Source organism: Pseudomonas sp. EU05-FHT14B02, from assembly GCF_058791055.1.
On record NZ_JBYTDD010000017.1, the window covers coordinates 37,619 to 55,937 of the forward strand.

Genomic DNA, 18,319 nt, shown 5'->3' on the forward strand with positions numbered 1-18,319 from the left:
GTTGACGACCATCGCGAGCGAGCTCGCTCCTACAGGGGGTACGGTTGTCTTAGGCGGCGTTCTTGTTTTGTTTTTTGCGGGCGTGGGCGACGGCGGCTTCACGGACCCAGGCACCGTCTTCAATCGCCTTGCGGCGGGTGGCGACGCGTTCCTGGTTGCATGGGCCGTTGCCCTTGAGCACTTCGTAGAATTCGTTCCACTGAATCTCGCCGAAATCGTAGTGGCCGCGCTCGGCGTTCCACTTCAGGTCCGGGTCGGGGCAGGTGCAGCCCAGCAGTTCCAGCTGCGGGATGGTCTGGTCGATGAAGCGCTGGCGCAGTTCGTCGTTGCTCTGGCGCTTGATTTTCCAGGCCATGGATTGGGCGCTGTTCGGCGAATGTTCATCGCTTGGGCCAAACATCATCAGCGACGGCCACCACAGGCGGTTGATCGCGTCCTGGACCATGTCTTTTTGCGCCTGGTTACCGTGGCGCATCATGGTCAGGAGGATTTCGTAGCCCTGGCGCTGGTGGAAACTCTCTTCCTTGCAGATGCGGATCATCGCCCGGGAATACGGGCCGTAGGAGGTGCGCTGCAGCACCACCTGGTTGACGATCGCCGCGCCATCCACCAGCCAGCCCACCGCGCCCATGTCGGCCCAGTTCAGCGTCGGGTAATTGAAGATGCTCGAGTACTTGGCCTTGCCGCTGTGCAGCTTGGCGATTTCTTCATCGCGGTCGGCGCCCAGGGTTTCCATGGCGCTGTACAGGTAGAGGCCGTGGCCGGCCTCGTCCTGGATCTTGGCCATCAGTTGCAGTTTGCGTTTGAGGCTTGGCGCGCGGGTGACCCAGTTGCCTTCGGGCAGCATGCCGACGATTTCGGAGTGGGCGTGCTGGGAAATCTGCCGGATCAGGGTCTGGCGGTAGGCATCTGGCATCCAGTTCTTGGCTTCGATCTTGATTTCTGAATCGATTTTTTCCTGGAAGGTGCGTTCCTGTTCGGACATTTCCGAGAGGTCTTTTATGCGCTTGACGCCTGTTTCTACGAGCTGTGCGTACATTTTTGAGTTCCCGCCTTGAATCTGTTCTGGGGCATGGAGAACTTTATAAGCGATACAGAATTTAATATCAAACACAAAATGACGTGTCGTAATTGTTTTTTGTATCGCTTTGGGGGGTGGGGTTTTGGGTGGGTGTGCATATCCGTTTTTTGGGTAACGGCGACTTGGTGTTTCGCCCTTACGGCGACTCACTTTTTTTACAAGCGCCTAAAAAAAGTAAGCAAAAAAACGCTCGCCCCGAACGTCCGGCCCCTCGCTTAGGCTCGGGGTTCCTTCGCTCCGGTATTCATCCGGGGGCATTGCCCTCCGGTCCGCTTCGCTCGACCTGCATGCAATGAGTTCGACTGCGTCGAACGGCGCTGCGCGCCAGTCCCCGGATGAACGCCTCCACTCAGCCTGCCGAGGGGGCGGGTGGATCAAGATCAAGAGCTGCAGGCGAGCTAACGCTCGGCCTGTTGAATGGTGAAAAGCGTGGGGGTACACAGCCCTGCTTTTGCTCTGCTCTTCTGTAGGAGCGAGCTTGCTCCGGGCGGCGTTCCGACGATGGACGTCAACGATGACGCGGGCTGCCTGAATGCCCGCGGTGTCCTGGCGTTTTTCGCGAGCAAGCTCGCTCCTACAGGGGGAACGCATTCATTTGTGGTCAGGTCGGCTGTCAGGCCGCCTCGCTTTGGCTTTTGCTTTGGCTTTTGATCTTCTTGCCCCCTCGAGAGGCCGAGCGCAGGTTCTGCGCAGTGGGCAACCCGGCATGGATGCCGGGTTAGCCGCGTACGGCCATGGATGGCCGATCGCGGCGGGCCCACGGAGCAGGGCCGGAGCGAGGGAATGCCGAGCCTTGGCGAGGCACCGAACGAAAGGGGCAAGAGCCCTTGGTTACTTGGGGCTTTTCCAAGTAACCCGCCGTCAGGGCGGAACCATAAGTCGCCATTACCGAGAAAATGGATATGCCCCCCCCAAAAAAAAACCCCGCAAAAAGCGGGGCCATAAAGGGTGCAGCAGTCATGCTTTAGGACGTTTATCCACCACGTGGCAAGCCTTGCCCTCGGATCTCTTGATCGAGTGGAAAGGCTGCAAAACGATCCGCGAGCTGATCCCGATGTACGTCTTGATATGCCGGCTCAATTCCCCGCAAACAGCCTTCTGCTGTTCATCGCCCAGGTGCTGGTGCTCAGCCTTGAGCTCGACATGCACGTCAACGCTGTCCAGGTTGCCGTTGCGATACAGGTGGATCTCATAGCACTCGGCAAGCTGTTTGACTTTGAGGACCTGCTCCTCGATCTGTGTCGGAAACACGTTGACCCCGCGAATGATCAGCATGTCGTCGCTGCGCCCGGTGATCTTGTCGATGCGTCGCATCGGCCGCGCGGTGCCTGGTAGCAGGCGCGTCAGGTCGCGGGTGCGGTAGCGGATCATCGGCAGGGCTTCTTTGCTCAGGGAGGTGAACACCAGTTCGCCCATCTGCCCGTCCGGCAGTACTTCGCCGGTGACCGGGTCGATGATTTCCGGGTAGAAGTGATCTTCCCAGATGGTCGGGCCGTCCTTGGTTTCGGCGCATTCCATGGCCACGCCCGGGCCCATGATTTCCGAGAGGCCGTAGATGTCCAGGGCGGTGATGCCCATGCGTGCCTCGATGGCGCTACGCAGTTCGGCGGTCCACGGCTCGGCGCCGAAGATGCCCAGGCGCAGGGCCAGTTTGTGCGGGTCGATGCCCTGGCGCTCGATTTCATCGGCGATGTTGAGCATGTAGGACGGCGTGACCATGATGATGTCCGGCTGGAAATCCTTGATCAGCTGCACCTGTTTTTCGGTCTGGCCACCGGACATCGGGATCACCGTACAGCCCAGGCGTTCGGCGCCGTAGTGCGCGCCGAGGCCGCCGGTGAACAGGCCGTAGCCATAGGAAATGTGCACCTTGTCGCCACGATGGCCACCGGCGGCGCGGATCGAGCGCGCAACCACGTTGGCCCAGGTGTCGATGTCGTTCTGGGTGTAGCCGACCACGGTCGGTTTGCCGGTGGTGCCGCTGGACGCGTGCAAACGCACGATGTCGTGCATCGGTACGGCAAACATGCCGTAGGGGTAGTTGTCCCGCAGGTCGGACTTGGTGGTGAAAGGGAATTTCGCCAGGTCGTCCAGGGACTTGATGTCGTCCGGGTGCACGCCCAGCGCATCGAAGCGCTGACGGTACAGCGGCACGTTGTTGTAGGCGTGGTTCAGGCTCCAGCGCAGGCGCTCCAGCTGATGCTGGCGCAGCTCGTCGATGCTGGCGGTTTCCAGCGGGTCCAGCACAGGGTTCAGCACGGCTTGGGCAATTGGCATGTTCATGTGTTCACTCGAATTGTTTTTGTGTTCCAGCCCTTTTGCACAAGGGCTTTGAGTGCATGCCCCAAGGATACCTCTCGGCTCCTTGGGAATCGCGATTCTTTAGTGGGGTAGACGCTCGATGATCAGCGCGATCCCCTGGCCGACACCGATGCACATGGTGCACAGGGCGTAGTGGCCGTTCCGTTCCTCAAGCTCATGCAGGGCTGTGGTGACCAGGCGTGCGCCGCTCATGCCCAGCGGGTGGCCCAGGGCGATGGCGCCGCCGTTGGGGTTGACCCGCGGATCGGTGTCGCTCAGGCCCAGTTCGCGCAGCACCGCCAGGCCCTGTGCGGCGAAGGCTTCGTTGAGCTCGATCACGTCCATGTCGGCCAGGCTCAGGTTGGCCACTTCCAGCACCTTGCGGGTGGCTGGCACCGGGCCGATGCCCATGATCCGTGGTTCAACGCCAGCCGTGGCCATGGCCACGACCCGGCCACGGGCGGTCAGGCCGTGGCGTTTGGCGACTTCCGGGCTGGCCAGCAACAGCGCGCAGGCCCCGTCATTGACCCCGGAGGCGTTGCCGGCTGTGATGCTGCCGCCTTCGCGGAACGGCGTACCCAGTTTGGCGAGCTGCTCAAGGGTGGTGTCGCCGCGTGGGTGTTCGTCGTGCTCGACCACTTTGGCCGGGCCTTTGCGCTGGGGGATTTCCACCGCGACGATCTCTTTGGCCAGACGCCCGCTGGCCTGGGCAGCGGCAGCGCGTTGCTGGCTGCGCAAGGCGAAGGCGTCCTGGTCGGCGCGGGAGATGTTGAACTGTTCGGCGACATTCTCTGCCGTTTCCGGCATGGAATCGATGCCGTAGGTCTTTTTCATCAGCGGATTGACGAAGCGCCAGCCGATGGTGGTGTCGAAGACCTCGGCTGCACGTGAAAATGCCTGCTCGGCCTTGCCCATCACCAGTGGCGCGCGGGACATGGATTCAACGCCACCGACCAGCATCAGCCCGGTTTCGCCACTGCGAATGGCGCGGGCGGCGGTGCCGATGGCATCGAGCCCGGAGCCGCACAGGCGATTGAGGGTGGTGCCCGGCACGCTGACCGGCAATCCGGCCAGCAGTGCGGACATGCGCGCGACGTTGCGGTTGTCTTCGCCGGCCTGGTTGGCGCAGCCGTAGATCACGTCGTCAACCGTGTTCCAGTCGACTTGCGGGTGGCGGCGCAGCAGTTCGCGCAGCGGCACCGCGCCGAGGTCGTCGGCGCGCACGCTGCTCAGGACACCGGCGTAACGGCCAATCGGGGTCCGGACTGCGTCGATGATCAGGGCGTCATTCATTCGGGTTCTCCTGCGTCAGCACCGGGCCGCGCACTTTGTAGGATTTGCCATGGAACAGGGCGATCAACTGGCCCTGCTGGTTTTCGATGCGCACGTCGTAGTTGCCGGTGCGACCCGAACGGCTCTGCTCGATGCAGTCGGCGTTCAGCGTGTCACCCAGGCGCGCCGGGGCGATGTAGTCGATGCTGCAACCGATGGCCACGGTGGCTTCGTTGTAGCTGTTGCAGGCAAAGGCGAATGCCGAATCGGCGAGGGCGAACAGGTAGCCGCCGTGGCAGGTGCCGTGACCCTGGATCATGTCGGCCCGCACCGTCATGCCCACTCGCGCGCAACCGGGGCCGGCCGAGAGCAGGCGCATGCCCATGGCCTGGCTGGCGGCGTCGCGCTGGAACAGCGATTGCGCGCATTCACTGGCCAGGGTCATGGCTTCATGGTTAGTCATGGAATGTTCTCCCTTCGGCGACGCGGCGACGCAGCAACAGCGACGGCCGGTAGCGTTCTTCGCCATAACTGGCTTGCAGGTTTTCCAGCGTTTCAAGAATGTGGGACAGGCCAATGGCATCGGCCCAGGCCAGCGGCCCTTGTGGATAATTGACCCCGGCGCGCATGGCCAGATCGATGTCGGTGGCCGAGGCCACGCCTTGCAGCAGGGCGTCGGCGGCTTCGTTGGCGAGCATGGCCACGGTGCGCAGGACGGCGAGGGCCGGGCTGTCGCTGAGCAGGCTGACCATGAGGCCGGCCCGTTGCAGCAGGGCAACGCCTTGTTCGAGGGCTAGCGGATCAATGCCTGCCGCATGGCTGATGGCGATGCGTTTGGCATTGCGGTAATCGAACGCCAGATCCAGCAGGATCAGGTTGCGCAGCCCGTCTTCCCGGGCACGCTGGCAGGCCATGCGGCCATCGCTCAGGGCCAGCACGGCGTCACCCACTCGCAGCAATCCGCGGCCGTCGCGCCGGATGACTTCGACACCTTGCTCGCTCAAGCGCGCCAGCAAACCCTGGGCGATGCCAAGGTTACCTTCGGCGATACACGTCTCGACGCTCGCGCTGCTGCTGATTTCACCTGCTTGCGGGCGTTCGGCGCCTTGGGCGTAGCTGTAGAAACCCTGTCCGCTTTTACGTCCCAGGCGCCCACCGTCCACCAGTTCTTTCTGGATCAGCGACGGCAGGAAACGGGTGTCCTGGTAATAAGCGTCGAACACCGAGCAGGTCACGGCGTAGTTGACGTCATGGCCGATCAAGTCGGTCAGTTCGAACGCGCCCATGGCAAAACCACCGGCCTCACGCATCAGTGCATCCAGGGTAGGGCAATCGGCCGCGCCTTCCTGCAGCATCCGCAGGCTTTCTGCATAGAACGGCCGGGCCACGCGGTTGACGATGAAACCCGGTGTGGAGCGGGTGTGCACCGGTTTTTTGCCCCAGGCTTTGGCGGTGTCGTACAGGCACTCGGCGAGTGCCGGATCGCTGGCCAGACCGGAGACGATTTCCACCAGTGCCATGACTGGCGCCGGGTTGAAGAAGTGCAGGCCTAGCAGGCGCTGTGGATGATCAAGCTGCGCGGCGATGCTGGTGATCGACAGCGACGAGGTGTTGCTGGCCAGAATGCAGTGCTCGCCGCAGATGCCTTCGAGCTGGCGAAACAGCGCGCGTTTGACCTCAAGGTTCTCGACGATGGCTTCGATGATCAGGTCGCAGTCGGCCAGGGCTTCGATGGCTTCCACCGCTTGCAGGCGGGTGAGGGTGGCGCTGCGCGACTCGGCCGACAGCTTGCCGTTCTCGACTCGCTTGCCCAGTTGTCGGTCGATGCCTTCAATCGCTTGGGCGGCTACGCCGGGACGATTGTCCAGCAGCAAGACCGGATGGCCGGCCTGGGCCGCCACCTGGGCGATACCGGCACCCATGGCCCCGGCGCCGATCACGGCGATGCGTGCAGATGTGTTCAATGCGGTCATGGCTCAGCGTCCCTTGAAACTTGGGGTGCGTTTTTCCATGAAGGCGCCGACGCCTTCGCGGTAATCCTCACTGCGCCCGGCCAGGCGCTGCAGGTCTTTTTCCAGCTCAAGCTGTTCGTCAAAGCTGTTGCTCAGGCTGGCGTTCAGGCTGCGTTTGATCAGCGCCAGACCGTAGGTCGGTTGTGTGGCGAGGTGGCGGGCCAGTTTCAACGCTTCATCGCGCAGCTCGGCGTCTTCCACGCAGCGGTAGATCAGGCCCCATTGCTCGGCCTGTTCGGCGGTCAGGCGATTGCCGAGCAGGGCCAAAGCCTTGGCCCGGGCCATGCCAACAAGACGCGGCAAGGTCCAGGTACCGCCGGAATCAGGGATCAGGCCAATCTTGCAGAACGCCTGGATGAAACTGGCCGAACGCGCCGCCAGTACCAGGTCGCAGGCCAGCGGAATGTTGGCGCCGGCGCCGGCGGCCACACCGTTGACCGCGCAGATCACCGGCAGCGGCAGGTCGCGCAACTGGCGGATCAGCGGGTTGTAGAACTTCTCGATGGACTTGCCCAGATCCGGCACGGCGCTGCCTGGCGCGACATTGCGGTCGCTCAGGTCCTGCCCGGCGCAGAAGCCGCGACCTTCACCGGTCAGCAACAATACGCGCACGTCAGGGTTCTGCCGCACTTGCTTGAGTGCTTCCTTCACTTCGCCATGCATCTGGGTGTTGAAGCTGTTGAGCTGGTCCGGCCGGTTGAGGCTGAGCAGGGCGACGCCGGCGTCGATGGAAAACAGGATGTGTTCGAAGTTCATGGTCTTGGCGTTCTCTTGGCAGTCGTTCGAATTCGGATGTCAGTGGCCGCTTTATTGCCCGGTGAAAGTCGGGCTGCGCTTTTCCTGGAAGGCCGCAATGCCCTCGTCGCGGTCGCGGGTGCCGGCCAGCACGGTGAAGGCGTGACGCTCGAAACGCAGGCCGCTGGCCAGGTCGGTGTCCATGGCCTTGAGCAGCGCTTCCTTGGCCAGGCGCACCGCCAGTGGCGCCTTGGCCGCAATGCTGCGAGCGATGTGCAGGGCGCGCTCGACGGTAAATTCCGGTTGGGTCACTTCACTGACCAGGCCGGCGCGCTGGGCCTGTCGGGCGTCGATTGGCTCGCCGGTCAGCACCATTTGCATGGCCATGGATTTGCCGACGGCGCGCAGCAGGCGTTGGGTGCCGCCGGCGCCGGGCATGATCCCGAGGTTGATTTCCGGTTGGCCAAAGCGGGCGTCTTCGCCGGCAATGATGATGTCGGCGTGCATCGCCAGTTCGCAGCCACCGCCGAGGGCGAAGCCATTGACGGCGGCGATCAGCGGTTTGCTGAAGCGGGTGATGGCTTGCCACGAAGCCTGGCGCGGGTCGTCGAGGATGCCGACCAGATTGCGTTCAGCCATTTCCTTGATGTCGGCACCGGCGGCGAAGGCTTTGCGGCTGCCGGTGAGCACCACGGCACGGGTGTCGGGGTCGGCTTGCGCGATGTTCAGTTCAGCGGCCAGTTCGCCCAGCAACTCGGTGGTCAGGGCGTTCATGGCTTGCGGGCGCTGCAGGGTAATCAGGCGGACGCCAGGCTCGATCAATTCGACGGCAAGGGTCAGAGGCATGGCGGATGCTCTCACGGTGCACGCTCGGCGGGGTGCCGGCTCGTTATTGGGTCGGCCGCGGGGGCCGGTTTTGCCCAAGTATAGCTATAACGTGATACGTAAATGCAATACGAAAGTTGATTTAATGTGTCTTATTGGTGTGCGTTTGGATTTTTGATCTTCCCGCCGATGGGGGGGTGGTAGCGGGTTTTTGCTAGAAAACATTGGGTTTTATGGTGGTTTTAGAGGCGTGCAGGCATTCGTCGGAAAGGTGTATTTCAAGTGATACGGTTTTTAGTCTTTGTTCGGTTAAAAGTGATGTGATACAAAGTGAGTCACTATTTGCATCGCTTTGTGAAGGAAGCTTCCATGACCTGCTACAGCCTTGATGGCCTGACTCCGGTGGTTGATCCGAGCGCTTATGTGCATCCGTCCGCCGTATTGATCGGGGACGTGATCATCGGTCCCCATTGCTATGTCGGCCCGCTGGCCAGCCTGCGCGGGGATTTCGGGCGGATCGTGCTGGAAGAGGGCGCCAACCTGCAGGACACCTGCGTGATGCACGGTTTCCCCGACAGCGACACCGTGGTCGAGCGCAACGGCCACATCGGCCACGGAGCGGTGCTGCACGGTTGCCGGATTGGCGCCGATGCGCTGGTGGGCATGAATGCGGTGGTGATGGACAACGCTCGGATCGGCCCGCGTTCATTTGTTTCGGCGGCGGCGTTCGTCAAGGCCGGTTTCGAATGCCCGGAACAGTCGCTGGTCATGGGCGCCCCGGCCAGCATCAAGCGCACCCTCAGCGATCAGGAAGTGGCGTGGAAGCAGGCCGGCACACGTGAGTACCAGGAATTGGCCAAGCGTTGCCTCATGCAGATGCAGGTTTGCGAACCGCTGAGCGAGCCGGAAGCTGATCGCCCGCGCATCAGCGACAGAGGGTTGCGGCCCAAGGGCAGTGCCCTGTGAATACAAATCCCCTTGTAGGAGCGAGCCTGCTCGCGATGGACGTCAACGATGACGCGGGCTGTCTGAATGCCCGTATTGTCCGGACGTTTTTCGCGAGCAAGCTCGCTCCTACAGGTGGGTGCGATTAACAGGCAGGTTTTCGGTATATTCCTTTTCTTTTTTTGCACGGAACGCCCATGTCGTCCCTGACCCCCTTGAACCATCTGATTACACGCTTCCAGGAACAGACGCCGATCCGCGCCAGTTCCTTGATCATCACGTTGTACGGGGATGCCATCGAACCCCATGGCGGCACCGTGTGGCTGGGCAGCCTGATTCAATTGCTCGAGCCCATCGGCATCAACGAGCGGCTGATCCGTACGTCGATTTTTCGCCTGACCAAGGAAGGCTGGCTGACCGCCGAGAAGGTCGGTCGCCGCAGTTACTACAGCCTGACCGGCACCGGTCGCCGGCGTTTCGACAAGGCCTTCAAGCGGGTCTACAGCACCACGATGCCGGCCTGGGATGGTTCCTGGTGCCTGGTGATGCTCTCGCAACTGACCCAGGACAAACGCAAACAGGTGCGCGAGGAACTGGAGTGGCAAGGCTTCGGCGCGATTTCGCCGGTGGTGCTGGCCTGTCCGCGCAGTGACCGTAGCGATGTCAACGCGACCCTGCTCGACCTTGGCGTGCAGGAAGACACCATCGTCTTCGAAACCACCGCCCAGGACGTACTGGCCTCCAAGGCCCTGCGTTTGCAGGTGCGCGAGAGCTGGAACATCGAGGAGCTGGCCGCGCACTACAGCGAGTTCATCCAGCTGTTCCGGCCGCTGTGGCAAGCCCTGCGCGAGCAGGAAAACCTGCAACCGGCCGACTGCTTCCTGGCGCGGGTGCTGTTGATTCACGAGTACCGCAAGCTGCTGCTGCGCGACCCGCAACTGCCGGACGAGTTACTGCCCGGCGATTGGGAAGGCCGCGCCGCCCGCCAGTTGTGCCGCAATATCTACCGCTTGATTTACGCCAAGGCCGAAGAATGGCTGAACGCTGCACTGGAAACGGCTGACGGCCCGTTGCCGGATGTGGGTGAAAGCTTCTATCGGCGTTTTGGCGGACTGAAATAGCACGTCATTGTTCAGGGAGTGGTGCGGTTCAGGAGAGCATCCGATGTCGTGTGGATTGACGTAGACAATAAAAATAAGCCTGCGTGAGGCCTGACATGATTTCTACAACAGCACAGCGCCATGATGGGTTCGACCAGTGGATCCATCAAATCAACCAGATCTGTGGCGCCTTCAACGCACAACCCCTGGGCAGCGAATTTTCCGGACGTATCCGCGAATACCAGAGCGATGCGCTCAAACTCAGTTTCGTCGACGTGTGCCAGGCGCGTTTGTACCGTACGCCCCAGGAGGTCGCGGCGGGCGAGGGCGGCAAGTATTTTGCGGTATTCCAACTCGATGGCACGGCGGGCATGGCCCAAGGCGACGACAAGGTCTTGCTGTCCCCCGGCGACATCACGCTGATCGATGCTTCGCGGCCCAGCGACTTCACCTACGGCGAAAGCTCCCGGCAGTTGTCGCTGATCTTGCCGTATCAACTGGTCGAGCAAACCCTGCGTTTCAATCAGGTCAAGTGTGGCCACCGGATTGCCGCAACCTCGCCCATTGCGATGCTGTCGCACCGGCTGATCCTCGATGCCACCCGCCAGCAGCACCTGACCCGGCAGGAAAGCGAAGCGACCCTGGAGGCGATTGTCAGTCTGCTGCGCCCGGCGATCAGCCAGGCCGACGATTGCACCGATGCCCATGAGCGGATCTTCCGCAAGACGCTCACCTGCATCGACGAAAACATTCGCTCCGAAGACCTGTGCCCGGAATGGCTGGCGCGGGAAGTCGGCATCTCCACCCGTGGCCTGTACCGGATGTTTGCCAAGAAAGGGCTGGTGGTCGCGCGCTACATCAAGAACCGCCGCCTGGACCTGTGCGCCGAATCCCTGCGCCAATCGGGCAAGGAGGAGAAGTTGTCGGTGCTGGGGTATTCGTGGGGGTTTTCCGATTCGAGTTACTTCTCCACCGCGTTCAAGTCGCGCTTCGGCATTGCACCGGGGGAGTATCGCAAGCGGCATGCTTGATCATCTGCATGAACACCGCTTGACCCTGTGGGAGCCGGCTTGCCGGCGATGGCAGTGTGTCAGATGGCAATGATGCTGTCTGACACACTGCCATCGCTGGCAAGCCAGCGCCTACAAAGGGGCTGGACCCAATTGATTCGTGCAGCACCTGTAGGAGCTGTCTGGCGCCCCCATATTTCAACGCACTTGACCACTGGCCGACTTGCCTCGGCTGCAGATAATTTCGTTGTCTTTGGTGAGTATTTGGTTAAAGTTTCGACCGGTGAACCCCATTACCTTACAGTCTTGTGAATACGCTACCTCGATATGCCCACCACCAAAAAAATCCATGCGATAAATCCGTGTCTGATCCACAGTTCGCACTGCAAATGACTCAATTTCGGACATATCCCGGATGCCTACCGATTTGGGGACAAGGTTCTCGAGGGTTATATCACCGTCAATCATGCTGATCGTTACCCCGTCCGGACGAGTGACCCTCACGCCGCCCTCAATTCTTTCCACGAAGTTGCCATAAGAATGAGCTTCAATAAAATTGCCTTCCTCGTCTAACAGAATAATGCTTTCACCCTTTAATTCAGGCTCTGACGGGTTTGAGTCAAACGCTATCGTCACATCGTCTTTTTTATTTTTGCTCATTGTTTTGCTCCTTTTAGTTGCCAGAGTTGGCGGTTCCATTAATGAGCTGTGGCGAATTGCCGAAGTTGCTCAGGCGAAGGGTACATCGCACCCAATCAGCAACGAGTTCAATGCCAAGATCAAACAATGCTCAAGCTTCACCAAGTAGACTCCATTCAATTTTTTCTTCTTCGACGGTGAATCTATCGGCGAGCAAAAATCGGCTTTGCCGATGCTGAACGTTAAGGGTCGGCATGATCTCGCCCTTCTCGAAGCGCCGGGGCTCGCCTTTTTCCAGGCGCGACCAGGATTGACCGGCGATACTTTCCGCCAGCCAATAACCGGTATGCGTGCAGGCTTGGCCGCTGTTGCAGGTCGGTCTTTTGATGTTGTCGATCTGTATAAAGGCCGGGGAGCCTGGCATTGGCCGGCCTGTGGCGGGTTCGAGGACTTTGGCTTTGGCCAGTTGGTTGATCAGCGCTTCGCTGGGTTTTTCAGGTGGGACATTGGCCAAACGTTCTTCGAGCCATTGGAGCTTGCCGTCCCAGGCGGGCAACGTGGCGGGTGGCAGAGGGACGATCTCGTTGATCTCGGGGACTTTGGGATTGGCGTAGGAGTAGCCCGAGAGGATTTTCCAGATTTTTTCGTAGCGATCGGCGCGTTCGAGGTCTTCAAGTTGACCAAGGTAATCCAGCTTGTCGGTTGGTTCCGGGCCGCGAAAGCCATCATTTAACCAGGCAGCAGCGCTTTCATTACCTGCGGCTACGCCCATCTGGAATATTTCGAGTGCCTCCTTGTATTGCCCCTTGTTTTTAAGATGAATACCCAGATCGACAGCAGCCTCACCATTTCCCTGTTCTGCTGCGCAACGGCGCAACTGCCGCGCAACATCCGGGGCGACGTCGATCGGCGCCAATTTGTCGGCGATATATGCCTGAGCTTGCGCATTACCTTGGTCGGCGGCCTTGCGGTAGTAACGCAACGCCATTTCGTGATCTTTCTCCAGCCCCGCCGAACCGTTCTGCAGGAAAATGCCGACAAAGTAATATCCCGTTGCCACTCCCGCGTTGATCAATTGCTCACTCATGCGCAAATGCTCTTCACCACGGAGTTTGAAAGTTCCGCGCATCGCACCGTTCTGCAGATTGATATTGGCCTTGTAGTGGCCGTTTTCACTGGCGATGCGGTACAAGCGCTCGATCTCTGTATCAACAGTCTTGTCCTGCTTGAGCTGGTTGTTTTTTTGCAACCAGCGTGCGTAATGGAACAGCACATCGGCTTCGGCGGAGGCCGCAGGGATCTGCTCGTGTACACAGCTGAAAGCCAGCTTGGACTTAACTTCAGATAATGGGTTCAAGGGCGTCTCCTTGGTCGAAGTAGAAGTAGGATTACTGGTATCGCAGGCGACCAGCAGCAGACATGCCAGCAACAAGACCGGGCGCATCAGTCGAGGTCCGACAGTTTGGATTCGCCGAAATAGAACTCGACGAGGGGGGCGTAGGGAACAAGCTCGTCTGTCTGACGGCTTTTGTTTTCCTTAATAATCTTTTGCCAAGCTATAAACGCTTGTTCCGGATCGTCCTGTGCCCCTCTATTGTCCGTATGCATCTCCCACAACCGCCGCCGCAACCCCTGCGTCACACTTGCCCACTCATGCGCAATATTCAGCTCACTATCCACCTGCATACTGCGCGTGTTGATGTTGGCCGAGCCGTGGGTAGTGAAGACGTCATCAACAATCATCAACTTGGAGTGGATGTACACCGGCATCCATTCCTTGCCCGCCGGTGAGTCGGGGGCAACCAGTGAGCACACATGGACTTTCAGGCCGGTTAATTCCGGGAGTTGGGCAAAAGTTTCCTTCTCGATTGCCTCGATTTGGCTCTGGAGTGCGGCTTTGCGCCAATCGTTGTCTATATTCTTGCGCCGCTGGGCTTCCTTGGCCTCGTCGCTGAGATTGGTTCCGCCCAATGCGTCGGTGAGTTTCGTTAGCGTGACCAGGGCATGCTGCTCCAGGCGTTCGCCCAGACCGGACTCCAGCGCGGCGGCCTCGGTTTTTGCCTTTTCAATCCGCCGTAACTTGGTGATTGCAGGCATGGTATGGCCGCGCCCGAGGCTTTCGAGCATGCGTTGGGTGTTCACGGTGCCAGAGCCTATGCCGCCCTCGCTTGCATTGGTGATAACAAACAGGTGCAAGGGGCCGTGTATGGCGGGGTCGCGCCCGGCCTTGGTCTGGCCGGCGGCGACGGCCTTGATCAATTCGGCCAAGGGCGGCCAGCGGAAGTACTGGTTCTCGATGTAGATGAACTGGGTCGCGTTGTTGACGGCTTGCAGGTAGAGCTTTTCGATGTCCCGTTTGCCCTCCTGGGCTTGGGTGCGCAGGATCTGTGCGATCTGTCGGGTGGCGTCCGGGGAGCATTGCAGTTGCGGCCCCACCTCTTTGGCTTGGCGCAGGTCGAGCAAGTCCTCGCCGGTTTCCTTGCGCCAGGCGCTGGCGAAGTTGTGGTGCAGGTGTTCCAGGATCGGCCCGCTGACCTGGCTTGAAATGTCCTGACGTGGGGTATCGCCACGCGGTCCCTTGTTGGGGGCGGGTTTGGTGCCCTTGTCACGGTTCACCGCCAAATGGTCATTGGTGTCCCAGTACTCGTCGAGCATGTTGTGACCCATCACGAAACCGACGGCGCGGTCCGGTAGTTCATAATCGACGAGGACCGTTTTTTGATGATGGGTCGCTGTAGCGGTCAGGATGAATTGCGTCGTGGCGCTGACCTGCGGGTCGAGACTTTTGTATTTCGCCTGATGGGCTATTTCGGCCCTTTCAAACACGCTGAAACCCCGACTGACGAACACTGGAGTGCCGCGAGCCGCCAGATGTGCAGCGGCCATGTTGTCGGCAAGCGAACAGTTGACAAACCACTGGCGGTCGTAAGCATATTGCTCATCCGTGGAGGGTTGCATCTCCCGGTCGTAGTATCGGAATGGGCCTTTGCCAGGCAGGTTGGCTTCTCCGGCTTTACCTGCCGTATTGAACGGCATTTCCCACCCCAGTATCCGCACCTTGACGCCTTCGCGAGCCATGGCCATCAGCAATTCACCGATACGCGGCGATATTCCATCGCGGATGAAATACATCGACGGCTGAAAGCCCCAGCAAATGATGTCGACAGTTGCCTTGGCCTTTGAAATGGCCAAGTGCACGGCCCGGAACGTTTCTTCCCCATTGATCAACGGTTGATAGGTCGCCATTGCGGGAGGGTATTCGGTATTGCGCACATACCATGGCGGGGTACAGGTCACCTCTTGGGTGTGCTGGAGTGCGACCGGCGTCACGATTTCGTATTGGCTCATGGTGTTTTCCCTTCCTGATCACTTGCTCCTTCCATCACCGTGGCATACAGGCCTCGGTGATCCGTGTGCGATGTGGGTTGACTCACCTCGGCGTGGGCTTGCGAGGGATGGTTATGCAAGCCACGATTGGCCAGTTGCGCTTGTTCTGCATTGCGGTAGTCGGTAGGTACCGGGATCTGGTAGGTCACACCGTTGGTCATGACCAATCGGTACCCCCGTGTCACCACCTGATGATCGATCAGCAGTTGCCCGGAAGCGTCCAGCACACCTTGCTTGAGCTCGGCACCGTCGGCGTAAAGCGTGTAGGGCATGCCCGCCCAGACTTGGCGGTTGGCATTGGGGGCTTGCGATACGTTGAATCGCAGCGTTTGTTTGGACAGGCTTTGCGGGTAATCCCGATGCGTGGCCTTCATGCTCGCCGGACCGCTGTATTCGAAGTGCGCCGCCTTGACGTTGTGATCCCCCGCTGTACCCGATTCGATACGGCATTCATCCAGGCTGAGGTAACTACCGCCGCCGTTGAGGGTGATTTTCTTCTTCGCCGTGATGTGGATTTCGTCTTCGGTGCTGGTGATGTCCAGACCGTGCCGGGCGATCAGCTCCATACGATCGTTCTGCGCCTGCACGCTCACCGCGCCCTGATTGGCGATCATCTGGATGCCGAGCTTGCGCACGAACAGGCTCAGGCCCTGGCCGACGCCGATGAACAGGCGCTTGACCACACTGAGGTCGGCTTCGCCGCCCGCGTTGAGCATCAGGTTTTTCTCGGCGGCCAGTTGCAGGTGCTGGCCGCTGGTCAGGGCGATCCCTTGCGGGGCGCTGAGCAGCAGGACCTGGGACTTGAGTTGTTCCAGATCCTGACGTAGCAGATTTATCTGCGCGGCCACATCTGCCGGCTCGGCTTTGGCGGCCTGGGCGTCGACCGAGAGTTGTTGCAGTTGTTCGCCGGCCTGTTGCAGGCGGCCGACAGCGGCGGCCATGTCGAGCACCGCCCCCTGCGCTTTGGCCTGCCCATCGGCACTGATGAACAGGCCCTTGCCCGCCCGCAGGCTCCCCCAGTCATCCGTCCTCAGCTCAAACCCTTCCCCCCGCTTCTGCTTCTGGGCATCCACCAGATGCCCCAGATTCAGCTGACTCTTGCCCCCATAGTCGGTACTGAGCTTGACGTGCTCCTCCCCGCGCCGGTCCTCCATGCGCAGTTTGTTGTTGGCCGGGGTGCGCAGGACGTTGCGGGTGTAGTCGCGTTTGCCGAGGGTCACGTGGTCCGGGTGCTGGTCGTCGTGCAGGGCGTGGGCGATGTAGGGTTTGTCCGGGTCGCCTTGTTCGAAGGCGATCGCCACTTCGGTGCCGGCGATCAGTGGCAGGTGCAGGCCGTGGGTGTCGCCGGCGTAGGAGCGGGCCTGGCGCAGCCATTTGCTTTCCTGGCCGGGTTTCCAGGTGTCGCGGTCGAAGAGGAATTTGACCCGGTAGCGGCCTTCCAGGTCGATGTCGGCGTAGGGGTCGTTGGCCTTGGGGCTGGTGACGCGGGCCGGGAGGGTGCCGGCGATTTGTGGTTTGGGCGGGACTGGCGGGCGGAAGCACAGGCGTTCGGCGTAGGGCATGGCTTCGAAGCTGACTTCTAGGCTGCGGTCACGGGCGGCGCGGGTGGTGAGCCGGGTGATCACCGCGCCGGGGGCGAAGGCCTGGGGTGCGCCGCCGCTGATGTTCAGTACTTGCCCTGGGGCCAGGGTGGCGCTGCTGCTGGTGCCGCTGAGATGGGTCTGTTGGTTGAGGTAGCGTTCGTGGCGCAGGCGCGCGTAGAAGAAGCCGCTCTCGCTTTGCAGGTCTTCGTCCTGATGGTAGGCGTTGCCGAGTTCGGTGTAGGGCTCGGCGTAGTGATAGGCCTCACCGTAGGTGTGGGGGGCGCCGTGGGTGGTCGGCTCGCCACGGGTCTGGTCGACCTCGCCGTCGAGATGGGCACGGGCGTCGCGGGGGTGATAGGCGCGGACGCTGACTTGCTGTTCCACCACCTGGTGGCGGGTTTGCAGGGCCCAGACGGCGTCCTCGCCACTGCTGCTGAAGCCTGATGGCGAACGCAACGGCAACGTGACGTCGAACTGGTAGGCGCGCTGGTCGTCGCAGAATTCGACGACGTCGATGTTCAGGCGTTCGTCGCTGGTGCAGCGGTACCAGATGCCGACGTCGGCCAGCAGGCGGGTGATGAAGGCCAGGTCGCTTTCGTTGTACTGCATCACCTGTTCGCGGCGCGGGTACTCGCGGTTCAGGCGGAAGAAGAAGTCCTGGCCGAGGAAAGCGTGGCGGCTGCGCAGGATGCTTTCGACGATTTCCGGGACGGATTGCTGCTGGTAGAGGCGCAGTTGTTGGCCGCGGGCGAGCAGCGCCAGGCGCGGTTGCAGGGTGACTTGGTAGCGGGCTTCGTCGACCGAGCCGGACAGGCGTCGGCAGTGGCTGATCCTGCCGTGCAAGGTGCACAGCGGCTTGATGTTGGGGACTTCCCACGCCATCAGGGGCACCTGTGACGGCGCGGCGTGCAGGCTGAATCGGGCGTATTGGCCGAGCATCTGGTCGGCGCCGATGTCGAGGTCGCTGGCGGTGAATTCGATGCGGTAGGTGAACGGCTGGCTGAGGCCTTCTTCGCCCTTGAAGGCGAGGACGTCGGGGGTGGTGTCGAGGCCGTCGATGTGCAGTTTGTGGCGGCTGTGGTCGAAGAAGACGGGCAGATTGGTGTTCAAGTACGGACCTCCCTGGGGCAGTCGGGGAGGCGTCATTTCCATCCCCGTTCAAGCGCTCGACAGCTTTCAGGAAGGGAAAAAAGGTTGATATAGGAAGCTTCCGGCACTCGCGTAGGATGCATCCTAGTGTTGGTGCAACGTACCTGTAGGACTATTCGCGATCTTGTCGGCGCCACGTGCCGTGGCTGCTTTTGACAGGGTTGAACCGTTCGGATCGAACGCTACTTCAGAGCGCAGATCCTACTTGTTTAAAAAACCTCAAAGTTACTTCGTGAAAGCCACAGCGCCTTGCGTCGTTGCCTACAGTTACTCCAGAATC

At 60.8% G+C, this 18,319-nt stretch carries 14 protein-coding genes; 3 read left to right on the forward strand and 11 right to left on the reverse strand.

All coding sequences use genetic code 11. The annotated features are described in order from the left end of the window. Positions 1 to 49 precede the first annotated feature (49 nt). The 7 genes from paaA to paaF all read right to left on the reverse strand — a co-directional run bounded on the left by paaA (position 50) and on the right by paaF (position 8,247). Positions 50 to 1,039: a 1,2-phenylacetyl-CoA epoxidase subunit PaaA gene (gene paaA / locus AC3WTM_RS16725; RefSeq protein WP_102672881.1), complete on the reverse strand. Its 990-nt coding sequence runs from the start codon at positions 1,037 to 1,039 to the stop codon at positions 50 to 52. Between the two features lie 999 nt (positions 1,040 to 2,038). Further along, positions 2,039 to 3,364 carry a phenylacetate--CoA ligase PaaK gene (gene paaK, locus AC3WTM_RS16730; RefSeq protein ID WP_057713982.1) on the reverse strand — a complete coding sequence of 442 codons (1,326 nt, stop codon included), beginning with the start codon at positions 3,362 to 3,364 and terminating at the stop codon, positions 2,039 to 2,041. A 99-nt stretch (positions 3,365 to 3,463) separates the two neighbouring features. Next, positions 3,464 to 4,675, reverse strand: coding sequence for a 3-oxoadipyl-CoA thiolase (gene pcaF / locus AC3WTM_RS16735; protein ID WP_102672799.1), 1,212 nt, complete (start codon positions 4,673 to 4,675; stop codon positions 3,464 to 3,466). After that, on the reverse strand, positions 4,668 to 5,117 hold the full coding sequence (gene paaI / locus AC3WTM_RS16740) for a hydroxyphenylacetyl-CoA thioesterase PaaI (protein ID WP_102672798.1): 450 nt from the start codon (positions 5,115 to 5,117) through the stop codon (positions 4,668 to 4,670). Before paaI ends, pcaF begins: the two co-directional genes overlap by 8 nt. Next, positions 5,110 to 6,627, reverse strand: a complete 1,518-nt coding sequence (paaH, locus tag AC3WTM_RS16745; RefSeq protein ID WP_102672797.1) for a 3-hydroxyacyl-CoA dehydrogenase PaaH — start codon at positions 6,625 to 6,627, stop codon at positions 5,110 to 5,112. Before paaH ends, paaI begins: the two co-directional genes overlap by 8 nt. 3 nt (positions 6,628 to 6,630) lie before the next feature. Next, positions 6,631 to 7,422, reverse strand: coding sequence for a 2-(1,2-epoxy-1,2-dihydrophenyl)acetyl-CoA isomerase PaaG (gene paaG / locus AC3WTM_RS16750; protein ID WP_102672796.1), 792 nt, complete (start codon positions 7,420 to 7,422; stop codon positions 6,631 to 6,633). Positions 7,423 to 7,473: 51 nt separating this feature from the next. After that, positions 7,474 to 8,247 (reverse strand): 2,3-dehydroadipyl-CoA hydratase PaaF, encoded by a 774-nt coding sequence (gene paaF / locus AC3WTM_RS16755; RefSeq protein WP_102672795.1) that lies wholly within the window; start codon positions 8,245 to 8,247, stop codon positions 7,474 to 7,476. A gap of 348 nt (positions 8,248 to 8,595) precedes the next feature. Here paaF and paaY point away from each other — a divergent pair, with 348 nt between their 5' ends. The 3 genes from paaY to feaR all read left to right on the forward strand — a co-directional run bounded on the left by paaY (position 8,596) and on the right by feaR (position 11,302). After that, positions 8,596 to 9,192 (forward strand): phenylacetic acid degradation protein PaaY, encoded by a 597-nt coding sequence (gene paaY / locus AC3WTM_RS16760; RefSeq protein ID WP_102672794.1) that lies wholly within the window; start codon positions 8,596 to 8,598, stop codon positions 9,190 to 9,192. Positions 9,193 to 9,368: 176 nt separating this feature from the next. Next, complete coding sequence (paaX, locus tag AC3WTM_RS16765) at positions 9,369 to 10,292, forward strand: phenylacetic acid degradation operon negative regulatory protein PaaX (RefSeq protein WP_008003007.1); 924 nt, start codon at positions 9,369 to 9,371, stop codon at positions 10,290 to 10,292. A gap of 95 nt (positions 10,293 to 10,387) precedes the next feature. Next, a complete protein-coding gene (gene feaR / locus AC3WTM_RS16770; RefSeq protein ID WP_102672793.1) occupies positions 10,388 to 11,302 on the forward strand; it encodes a transcriptional regulator FeaR in 915 nt (304 codons plus the stop codon). 177 nt (positions 11,303 to 11,479) lie between these two features. Here feaR and AC3WTM_RS16775 read toward each other — a convergent pair whose 3' ends face one another. From AC3WTM_RS16775 to AC3WTM_RS16790, 4 genes are all read right to left on the reverse strand, one after another. Beyond that, positions 11,480 to 11,941 (reverse strand): hypothetical protein, encoded by a 462-nt coding sequence (locus tag AC3WTM_RS16775; RefSeq protein WP_102672792.1) that lies wholly within the window; start codon positions 11,939 to 11,941, stop codon positions 11,480 to 11,482. 130 nt (positions 11,942 to 12,071) lie between these two features. Then, complete coding sequence (locus AC3WTM_RS16780) at positions 12,072 to 13,364, reverse strand: SEL1-like repeat protein (protein ID WP_102672791.1); 1,293 nt, start codon at positions 13,362 to 13,364, stop codon at positions 12,072 to 12,074. After that, positions 13,364 to 15,268, reverse strand: a complete 1,905-nt coding sequence (locus AC3WTM_RS16785; protein ID WP_102672790.1) for a phospholipase D-like domain-containing protein — start codon at positions 15,266 to 15,268, stop codon at positions 13,364 to 13,366. Before AC3WTM_RS16785 ends, AC3WTM_RS16780 begins: the two co-directional genes overlap by 1 nt. Continuing rightward, the gene (locus AC3WTM_RS16790; RefSeq protein WP_492587623.1) at positions 15,265 to 18,000 is read right to left on the reverse strand and encodes a type VI secretion system Vgr family protein; all 2,736 of its coding nucleotides are present in this window, start codon (positions 17,998 to 18,000) and stop codon (positions 15,265 to 15,267) included. The genes AC3WTM_RS16785 and AC3WTM_RS16790 overlap by 4 nt, the downstream gene beginning before the upstream one ends. Between the last annotated feature and the right edge of the window lie 319 nt (positions 18,001 to 18,319).